The 10,915-nt window shown below is 44.8% G+C and carries 3 protein-coding genes; 2 read left to right on the forward strand and 1 reads right to left on the reverse strand.

Features of this window, described 5'->3' with window-relative positions:
• Positions 1-19: 19 nt before the first annotated feature.
• Positions 20-3,772: a pullulanase gene (locus E7Y33_RS04405; RefSeq protein WP_139689754.1), complete on the reverse strand. Its 3,753-nt coding sequence runs from the start codon at positions 3,770-3,772 to the stop codon at positions 20-22.
• Positions 3,773-4,214: 442 nt separating this feature from the next.
• Between E7Y33_RS04405 and rpoB the strand changes: the two genes are divergently transcribed.
• Both rpoB and rpoC read left to right on the forward strand, forming a co-directional pair.
• On the forward strand, positions 4,215-7,826 hold the full coding sequence (gene rpoB / locus E7Y33_RS04410; protein ID WP_139689755.1) for a DNA-directed RNA polymerase subunit beta: 3,612 nt from the start codon (positions 4,215-4,217) through the stop codon (positions 7,824-7,826).
• A 32-nt stretch (positions 7,827-7,858) separates the two neighbouring features.
• Positions 7,859-10,915: DNA-directed RNA polymerase subunit beta' (rpoC, locus tag E7Y33_RS04415; protein WP_161976033.1), on the forward strand; the 3,057-nt coding region annotated here is incomplete at its 3' end.

Here is a 10,915-nt window from a genome sequence, read left to right on the forward strand (position 1 = left end):
CTTTGATTTTCATTGAGTGTTAGTTCTTTTTCTTGTTTTTTATCAACCATCCAAGTCCGAGAAGGGCAAGGATGCTGAATCCAGCAAGGGCAAGGAGGGATTTGCTCTCAGTTCCTGTGTTTGGAAGGAGGTTCTGAGAGTGAGCCTCTGCAGCAGTTTCTTGAGTTTCAGGATTGGCTGCTAGGTTTTGAGCTTGGCCTTGTTCTGGTTCAGCTTCCAAGCTAGAAAGATCAAATTCTGGTTTTTCTTCCACAGCTGGGGCGACAATAGCACCACCTTGAGACAAGCGGAGAACAACGGCAGTGAGAGCGTTCAATTTCAAGCCTTTTTCAGTCCATTCGAGACCTTGAGGTTTAGCGATTCCTACTGGTCCGGCTTGATTTTCATCTGCCAGGACTTCAGCTTTTCTCAAGTGAGCAAATGCAGTTCCTAGAGTAAATTCGCGAGACTTACCATCCGCATTGACAAAGACAGCGTAGACATCACCGTTTGGAGCAGTGATTTGGTAGCCGATGGTCACATCTTCTTTTTCAATACCATTTTGACCTGGTACAGTGATGAGTTGGACGCGTTCTTTGATGTCTTGCAGACTCTTGAGTCGGAAGGCATCTGTCGATTGACGAAGGGCGATCAGACCTTTCATGTAGTCACGGCTCTTGACATTTTCAGGATATGCTTTGCCATCTGTTGCCTTGGTCCAATCAAACTTGTTGACAGCATCACTAGAGTCGTAAGAGTCATGGATAAAGTAAGGATAGACAAATGGATTGCCGTCCTTGTCACGCAACAAGTGAGACTTGTTTGGAACCTTATCTTCAGGAACAGGAGTCTTATAGGCTGGATCAAGGAATTGTTTGGTACGTCCGTATTCCTGACCAGAGTGGATAAACGGAGTTCCTTGAGCAGTCAAGACCATGAGGTTTCCAAGTCGCAAACGACGATGGATCTCAGCGTAGTTTTCAGCCTTGCTTGGGTCTTTTTTGATAGACTGAGCAATAATGTCAAAGAGGGTCAAGTTATCATGGGCTGCGATATACTGGATAACATCTCCAGGATTGTCAGCCTCAAAGTTAGTTGGTTGGGCAATGAGATTTTTAAAGATGGTATTGATATCGCGTTTGCCACCTGTGATAAAGGCAGGTTGACCTTCGTTTGGATAGCCAGACTTGAGGTTGTTACGGATGTCGTCTGAAAAGACAGCGACAGTATCTGTTTTCTTCATCCAATCTTGGTCAGCAGGTTGTACAGGCGTATTTTCATCACCAGTATAGGTTCTCCAGCCTTCACCTAACATGATAAGATTTGGATTGAGGGCGCGTGCAGCCTTGTAAGCTTCTTCGATAGAAGCCGCATCGTGGTCACCCATCATATCAAAGCGGAAACCATCTACTTTGTAGGTTTCGACCAAATACTTGATAGAGTCTACCAAGACACGTTTAGACATGTAGTGGGTAGTTCCCAAACGTCCACCACCAAAGCTAGTACGTGGGGTTCCGTCTGCGTCCATAAAGTGATAGTAGTTTGGCTCAATATCCTCAAAAATATCAACGTTGGCAGTATGGTTGTAGACCACATCCAAGATAGCCCCCATGCCACGTTTGTGGATTTCGTTGATGAGGTTTTTGAATTCTGCGATTCGTTTTTCTGGATCCTTAGGATCGCTAGAGTACATACCAGTCAAGGAGAAGTAGTTTTGAGGGTCATATCCCCAGTTGTAATTACTGTTGCTTGAAGCGTAGGCAGACAAACGTTCTTGGTTCTTCAATTCGTTGACAAAGTAGTAAGACAAGACTGGAAGGAGTTGGATATGAGTCACACCCAAGTCTTTGAGATAGTCTAGTTTTTCGATAAAGGCTTCAAAGGTACCAAATGGCTTGGTCAAGTCTTTTGCGATGGCAGGATCTGAGGTGAAGTCACGAACATGGGCTTCATAGATGACAGCATCTTCGCGCGATTTGAAGTTGCGAATCTTACCGTAGGTCAAGTCTTGCGGTCCTAGTTTGCTTGGATCGACAAAGGCAGCTTTAGCTACTTTATGGGAAGCATCTGTTTTTGCAAGGTCGCTGTTCCAAGCTGCTAACGATTTGGCATAAGGGTCAAGAACGAGAACGGTTTTACCTTGGCGCTCGATCTGGTAGTGGTAGTAGTAGCCAGTGTAGTTGCTGATACCGAGACCAGAGTTTGCATCCAGAGTTTGTTTCCAGGTTCCTTTTTCTCCTTTTTCAAGGGCGACAGTTCCAACCACTTTTTCAGGGTCTTTCTTGTCATATACGACAACGGAAACCTTATCAGCACTTGGAGACCAGAGGGTGAGGTCAACACGCTTGCCATCTTCTTTTAGAGTTGCGCCGAGTGGACCATCGTAACTGTAGCTCTCATCCTTGAGGCGCCAGCTTGAACGTGTGGTAAAGCGGTCTGAATTGTAGCTGACAGTGTAAGGGTGTTGAGTGTCAGAGAAGTCGCCGATATAGGTCACTTTTTTACCTGCCTCATCCACTTCTACGTCTGTGATAGCTACTTTATTCCCATGGTAATCAGTGATGCTGGAGTGTTTGAGGATATCGTTTTTCTTAGCCCCAACTAGGGTAGAAAAACTGCTTTCGATACGAGATTTAGCCACGTGTTGGGCACCAGTCATACGGATATCGTGAACGTAGTAGGGGTTGGTGTAGATGGTTTCGTCATCATCTTTGAGGAAAATCTGACTGTGATTTTTTAGATCAGTGAATTTATAATCCTCTTTTCTGATTTTCACATCATCGCCTTTCTTGCTTTCGTCTAGTAATAAAAATCCGAATTCTCTTGCAGCTTCATTGAGTGGAATATCAATGTAGCGGCCATACTTTCCAGTTGCTGTAAAGTCAGTACCGTCAGGCCATTCTCCACTGCTTGGTTTTTTGACATCGCCCCAATACCAAAGAGATTTTTTGTCATAGTTGCCATCGGTGCGGTAGTAGTTGACACGGACAGTTCCTGCTGGTTGAGGTCGATAATTGTATACCTTGTAGTTTTCATCTAGCCAAGCCTCATTCATTTTTGGAGAGAGGCGCTCTACAGAACGGTCCCCTGTCAGGTTATCCCCCTTGGTATTGTTGATAAGGAAGCTGACTTTCTTGGCTTGCTCATTTTTGAGTTTGACATCTAGGTAATAGCCGTAGTCATCTTGCTTGGCATCCTTGAAGGACTTGGCTCCATTGGGCCAGTTTTCAGACGGCTTTTCAACATCATCCCAAGTCCAAAGACCTTGAGAATCTTTGTTTTCTTCAGGGAGTTTTTTTACATGGATGCGGAAGTGGTTGTCTGCGATTGGTTCTTCAAAAGATGTGTCTGCTTGTGGTTTTTGATCTGAAGTTGGTGTCGAAGTGCTGGCATCTACTTTCTCTTCCTTGCTGTTAGTCTGGCTTGTAGTAGCATCTTCTGTTTTAGATGTTTCGGGTGCTGTAGTAGTTTCCACAGCCGTAGTAGTTTCCACAGCCGTAGTAGTTTCCGCAGCTGTAGCTTCCTTTTTAGAATCAAGGGAAGCGTTTGCATTCTTTTGTTCAGAAATAGGCGTTTCCTTTTGAGTTTGACTCGTTTCAGTCTCAGTAGGGGCCTTGGTCACAGCGCTGGTATTTTCCTGAGTTTGAGGAAGGTTTTCGTTGGCCGAAATAGTTGACATTGTAGCAGAAAGCAAGACAATGCTGGCACCAATAAGGACAGAACCAGTTCCGTTCTTCAAGGAACGGATACCATAAATCATTTTTTTCTCAGTTTGAGATGGGATCTTTTTCATCACAATTCTCCTTGTGTAGTTGTTCCTTATCAGTATAGCACGAGGTAAATATTAGTGCAAGCGTTTTCCTGATTTTTGAGAGAAAATATAATGCTTCATTCTCTTGAAATTTTAAAATAATATATAGGAAAAGATTGTTTAAAAAATAGTAAAAAAACCTTGAAAAATCTGGCTAAATAAGGTATAATAAGAGTAATCATTTGTCGTAGGTTTTGTCTGAAATATTGTCCAGACAAGGCTCACAGCAGTTAAATCTTCTGAAAAAGTCAGATTTAGCTGCTCTTTTTGTGCTTTTTTTCAGGTTTTCGAGTGCTTGTAACAAAGATTTAAAGATTCTGAAAATTCATCAAAGGGACACGGTGATAGGGGTTTTAAAAACCATATAACGATTAGAAAAGCCTGATTGACAAGGCTTGGAATTTATTTACAAAGGAGAATCATCTTGGCAGGACATGACGTTCAATACGGGAAACATCGTACCCGTCGTAGTTTTTCAAGAATCAAAGAAGTTCTTGACTTACCAAATTTGATTGAAATTCAAACGGATTCATTCAAAGATTTCCTAGATCACGGTCTTAAGGAAGTATTTGAAGATGTATTGCCAATTTCAAACTTCACAGACACAATGGAGTTGGAATTTGTTGGCTATGAAATCAAGGAACCGAAATACACGCTCGAAGAAGCTCGTATCCACGATGCTAGCTACTCAGCACCAATTTTCGTAACCTTCCGCTTGATCAATAAAGAAACAGGCGAAATCAAGACCCAAGAAGTCTTCTTTGGTGATTTCCCAATCATGACCGAAATGGGTACTTTCATCATCAATGGTGGTGAACGTATTATCGTTTCTCAGTTGGTCCGCTCACCAGGTGTTTACTTTAATGACAAAGTAGACAAGAACGGTAAAGTGGGCTACGGTTCTACTGTTATCCCTAACCGTGGAGCTTGGTTGGAACTTGAAAGCGACTCAAAAGACATCGCTTATACTCGTATCGACCGTACTCGTAAGATTCCATTTACGACCTTGGTTCGTGCGCTTGGTTTCTCAGGTGATGATGAAATCTTTGATATCTTCGGTGACAGCGAATTGGTTCGCAATACTGTTGAAAAAGATATCCACAAGAATCCAATGGACTCTCGTACAGACGAAGCCTTGAAAGAAATCTACGAACGCCTTCGTCCAGGGGAACCTAAGACTGCTGAAAGTTCACGTAGTTTGCTTGTGGCACGTTTCTTTGATCCACGTCGCTACGATTTGGCAGCTGTTGGTCGTTACAAGATCAATAAAAAACTCAACATCAAAACACGCTTGCTCAACCAAACCATTGCGGAGCCATTGGTAGACCCTGAAACTGGTGAAATCTTGGTAGAAGCTGGTACCGTTATGACTCGCAGCGTGATTGAAAGTATCGAGAGTCACTTGGATGGCGACTTGAACAAAATCGTTTATATTCCAAACGATGCAGCTGTTCTGACAGAACCAGTTGTCCTTCAAAAATTCAAGGTTGTTGCCCCAACGGACCCAGACCGTGTTGTAACCATCATCGGAAATGCCAATCCAGACGACAAGGTTCGTGTTGTAACTCCTGCGGATATCCTTGCAGAGATGAGCTACTTCCTCAACTTGGCGGAAGGTATCGGACGTGTGGATGATATCGACCACCTTGGGAACCGTCGTATCCGTGCAGTTGGTGAATTGCTTGCCAACCAAGTACGTCTTGGACTTTCTCGTATGGAACGTAATGTCCGTGAACGCATGTCTGTTCAGGACAATGAAGTTTTAACACCACAACAAATTATCAATATCCGTCCTGTAACAGCTGCGGTTAAAGAATTCTTTGGTTCATCACAGTTGTCACAGTTCATGGACCAACACAACCCGCTTTCTGAGTTGTCTCACAAACGCCGTTTGTCAGCCTTGGGGCCTGGTGGTTTGACTCGTGACCGTGCTGGATATGAAGTCCGTGACGTGCACTACACTCACTATGGTCGTATGTGTCCAATCGAGACGCCTGAAGGACCAAACATCGGTTTGATTAATAACTTGTCATCTTACGGACACTTGAACAAGTATGGCTTTGTTCAAACACCATACCGTAAGGTTGACCGCGAAACAGGTGTAGTCACAAACGAAATCGTTTGGTTGACAGCCGATGAAGAAGATGAATTTACTGTAGCGCAGGCTAACTCTCGCCTCAACGAAGATGGTACTTTTGCTGAGAAAGTTGTCATGGGACGTCACCAAGGGGTCAACCAAGAGTATCCAGCAGAAGTGGTTGACTACATGGACGTGTCACCCAAACAAGTAGTTGCCGTTGCGACAGCATGTATTCCTTTCTTGGAGAACGATGACTCCAACCGTGCCCTCATGGGTGCCAACATGCAACGTCAGGCTGTGCCTTTGATTGATCCAAAAGCACCTTACGTTGGTACTGGTATGGAATACCAAGCAGCTCATGATTCTGGTGCAGCTGTTATTGCTCAGTATGGTGGTAAAGTTACATACGCAGATGCTGACAAGGTAGAAGTACGCCGCGAAGATGGTTCATTGGACGTTTACCACATCCAAAAATTCCGTCGTTCAAACTCAGGTACTGCTTATAACCAACGTACACTTGTTAAAGTTGGCGATGTTGTTGAAAAAGGCGACTTTATCGCTGACGGACCTTCTATGGAAAAAGGGGAAATGGCGCTTGGACAAAACCCAATTGTTGCCTACATGACTTGGGAAGGTTACAACTTCGAGGATGCCGTTATCATGAGCGAACGCTTGGTCAAAGACGATGTCTACACATCTGTCCACCTCGAAGAATATGAATCAGAAACGCGCGATACAAAGCTTGGGCCTGAAGAAATTACTCGTGAAATTCCAAACGTTGGTGAAGATGCCCTTAAAGACCTTGACGAAATGGGTATTATCCGTATCGGTGCAGAGGTTAAAGAAGGGGACATCCTTGTAGGTAAAGTCACACCTAAGGGAGAGAAAGACCTTTCAGCTGAAGAACGTCTCTTGCACGCTATCTTCGGAGACAAGTCTCGTGAAGTTCGTGACACTTCTCTTCGTGTACCTCACGGTGCCGATGGTGTCGTTCGTGATGTTAAGATCTTTACACGTGCAAATGGAGATGAGTTGCAATCAGGTGTTAACATGCTGGTTCGCGTCTACATCGCTCAAAAACGTAAGATCAAGGTTGGAGATAAGATGGCCGGACGTCACGGAAACAAAGGGGTTGTCTCTCGTATCGTTCCTGTAGAAGACATGCCTTACCTTCCAGACGGAACTCCAGTCGACATCATGTTGAACCCGCTTGGGGTACCATCACGTATGAATATCGGTCAGGTTATGGAGCTCCACCTTGGTATGGCAGCCCGTACTCTTGGTATCCACATCGCAACACCAGTCTTTGACGGAGCAAGTTCGGAAGACCTTTGGGACACTGTTAAAGAAGCAGGTATGGACAGCGATGCTAAGACAATCCTTTACGATGGACGTACAGGTGAGCCGTTTGATAACCGTGTATCAGTTGGTGTCATGTACATGATCAAACTCCACCACATGGTTGATGATAAATTGCACGCGCGTTCAGTCGGACCATACTCAACCGTTACCCAACAACCACTCGGAGGTAAAGCTCAGTTTGGTGGACAACGTTTCGGTGAGATGGAAGTTTGGGCTCTTGAAGCCTACGGTGCGTCAAATGTTCTCCAAGAAATCTTGACTTACAAGTCTGACGATATCAACGGACGTTTGAAAGCTTATGAAGCCATTACAAAAGGAAAACCAATTCCAAAACCAGGTGTTCCAGAATCCTTCCGAGTTCTTGTAAAAGAATTGCAATCTCTTGGTCTTGACATGCGTGTCCTTGACGAAGACGACCAAGAAGTGGAACTTCGTGACTTGGATGAAGGAATGGACGAAGATGTCATCCACGTAGATGACCTTGAAAAAGCCCGCGAAAAAGCGGCCCAAGAGGCTAAAGCAGCCTTTGAAGCTGAAGAAGCTGAGAAAGCAACAAAAGCGGAAGCAACAGAAGAAGCTGCTGAACAAGAATAAGCAGTTCACTTAGAATAGAAAGGGAAGAAATAGTGGTTGATGTAAATCGTTTTAAAAGTATGCAAATCACCCTAGCTTCTCCAAGCAAAGTCCGTTCATGGTCTTATGGAGAAGTCAAAAAACCTGAAACAATCAATTACCGTACCTTGAAACCAGAACGTGAAGGACTCTTTGACGAAGTCATCTTTGGTCCTACAAAAGACTGGGAATGTGCTTGTGGTAAGTACAAACGCATTCGTTACAGAGGGATTGTTTGTGACCGCTGTGGGGTTGAAGTAACGCGTACGAAAGTTCGTCGTGAGCGTATGGGGCACATCGAGTTGAAAGCTCCAGTATCTCACATCTGGTATTTCAAGGGCATTCCAAGTCGTATGGGCTTGACCCTTGATATGAGCCCTCGTGCCCTCGAGGAAGTTATCTACTTTGCGGCTTATGTGGTGATTGATCCTAAGGATACACCACTTGAGCACAAGTCTATCATGACAGAGCGCGAATACCGTGAGCGCTTGCGTGAGTATGGTTATGGATCATTCGTTGCCAAGATGGGTGCCGAAGCCATCCAAGACCTTTTGAAACAAGTAGATCTTGAAAAAGAAATTGCTGAACTCAAAGAAGAGTTGAAAACAGCTACTGGACAAAAACGTGTCAAAGCCATCCGTCGTTTGGATGTTTTGGATGCCTTTTACAAGTCTGGAAATAAACCTGAATGGATGATTCTCAACATTCTTCCAGTTATTCCACCAGATCTTCGTCCAATGTTGCAGTTGGATGGTGGCCGTTTTGCCTCATCTGACTTGAACGACCTTTACCGCCGTGTTATCAACCGTAACAACCGTTTGGCTCGTTTGCTTGAGTTGAATGCACCAGGTATCATCGTTCAAAATGAGAAGCGTATGCTTCAAGAAGCGGTTGATGCTTTGATTGACAATGGTCGTCGTGGTCGTCCAATCACAGGACCAGGTAGCCGTCCACTCAAATCATTGAGCCACATGCTTAAAGGTAAACAAGGACGTTTCCGTCAAAACTTGCTCGGTAAACGTGTTGACTTCTCAGGTCGTTCCGTTATCGCCGTTGGTCCAACTCTTAAGATGTACCAATGTGGTGTACCACGCGAAATGGCGATTGAGCTCTTTAAACCATTCGTTATGCGTGAAATCGTTGCCCGCGATATCGTGCAGAATGTCAAAGCAGCTAAACGCTTGGTAGAACGCGGAGACGAACGTATCTGGGATATTCTTGAAGAAGTAATCAAAGAACACCCAGTTCTTTTGAACCGCGCACCGACCCTTCACCGTTTGGGTATCCAAGCCTTCGAGCCAGTCTTGATTGATGGTAAGGCCCTTCGCTTGCACCCGCTTGTCTGTGAAGCCTACAATGCCGACTTTGACGGGGACCAAATGGCCATCCACGTACCGCTTTCAGAAGAAGCCCAAGCGGAAGCTCGTATCCTCATGCTAGCTGCTGAACACATCTTGAACCCGAAAGATGGTAAACCAGTTGTTACTCCTTCTCAGGACATGGTTTTGGGTAACTACTACTTGACCATGGAAGAAGCTGGTCGTGAGGGTGAAGGAATGGTCTTCAAAGACCGTGACGAAGCTGTTATGGCTTACCGCAATGGCTATGTTCACCTCCACTCACGTGTTGGTATCGCAACAGACAGCCTCAACAAACCTTGGACTGAAGAGCAAAAACACAAGGTCTTGCTGACAACGGTTGGTAAAATCCTCTTCAATGACATCATGCCAGAGGGTCTACCTTACTTACAAGAACCTACAAATGCTAACTTAACAGAAGGTGTTCCAGCTAAATACTTCTTGCCACTAGGTGGAGATATCAAGGAAGCAATCAGTAATCTTGAACTCAACCCTCCATTCAAGAAGAAAAATCTTGGAAATATCATCGCTGAAATCTTCAAACGTTTCCGTACGACAGAAACCTCTGCCCTGCTTGACCGCATGAAGAACCTCGGATACCACCACTCAACTCTTGCAGGTTTGACAGTGGGGATTGCCGACATTCCAGTGGTTGAAGACAAGGCTGAAATCATCGAAGAATCACACAAACGTGTAGAACAAATCACCAAACAATTCCGTCGTGGTATGATCACAGATGACGAGCGCTACAATGCTGTTACAGCTGAATGGCGTGCAGCTCGTGAAAAATTGGAGAAACGTTTGGTTGCCAACCAAGATCCTAAGAACCCAATCGTTATGATGATGGACTCTGGAGCTCGTGGTAACATCTCAAACTTCTCACAGCTTGCCGGTATGCGTGGTCTAATGGCGGCTCCGAACGGTCGTATCATGGAATTGCCAATCCTTTCAAACTTCCGCGAAGGTTTGTCAGTACTCGAAATGTTCTTCTCAACTCACGGTGCCCGTAAAGGTATGACCGATACGGCCCTTAAGACAGCCGACTCAGGTTACTTGACTCGTCGTTTGGTTGACGTTGCCCAAGACGTTATCATCCGTGAGGACGACTGTGGAACAGACCGTGGTCTCTTGATTCGTTCTATCGCAGAAGGAAAAGAGATGATCGAGTCTCTTGAAGAACGTCTTATCGGTCGTTACACTAAGAAAACTGTTAAACATCCAGAAACTGGTGCAGTGATCATCGGTCCAAATGAATTGATTACAGAAGAAAAAGCTGCTGAAATTGCAAATCTTAAGATCAAGAATGAAGATGGTGAACTTGTAAATGCAATCGAGGAAGTTACTATCCGTTCTGTATTTACATGTAACACTCGTCATGGTGTCTGCCGTCACTGTTACGGTATCAACTTGGCGACTGGTGATGCGGTTGAAGTTGGTGAAGCAGTTGGTACAATCGCTGCCCAATCTATCGGGGAACCTGGTACACAGCTTACAATGCGTACCTTCCACACGGGTGGGGTTGCCTCAAATACCGATATCACTCAGGGTCTTCCTCGTGTCCAAGAAATCTTTGAAGCCCGCAATCCGAAAGGGGAAGCGGTCATCACAGAAGTCAAAGGGCAAGTTACTGCTATCGAAGAAGATGCTTCAACTCGTACTAAGAAAGTCTTCGTTAAGGGTGAAACTGGAGAAGGCGAATACGTGGTTCCATTT

Origin of the sequence: Streptococcus oralis, from assembly GCF_006175905.1 — a bacterium.
Classification (GTDB): domain Bacteria; phylum Bacillota; class Bacilli; order Lactobacillales; family Streptococcaceae; genus Streptococcus; species Streptococcus oralis_BG.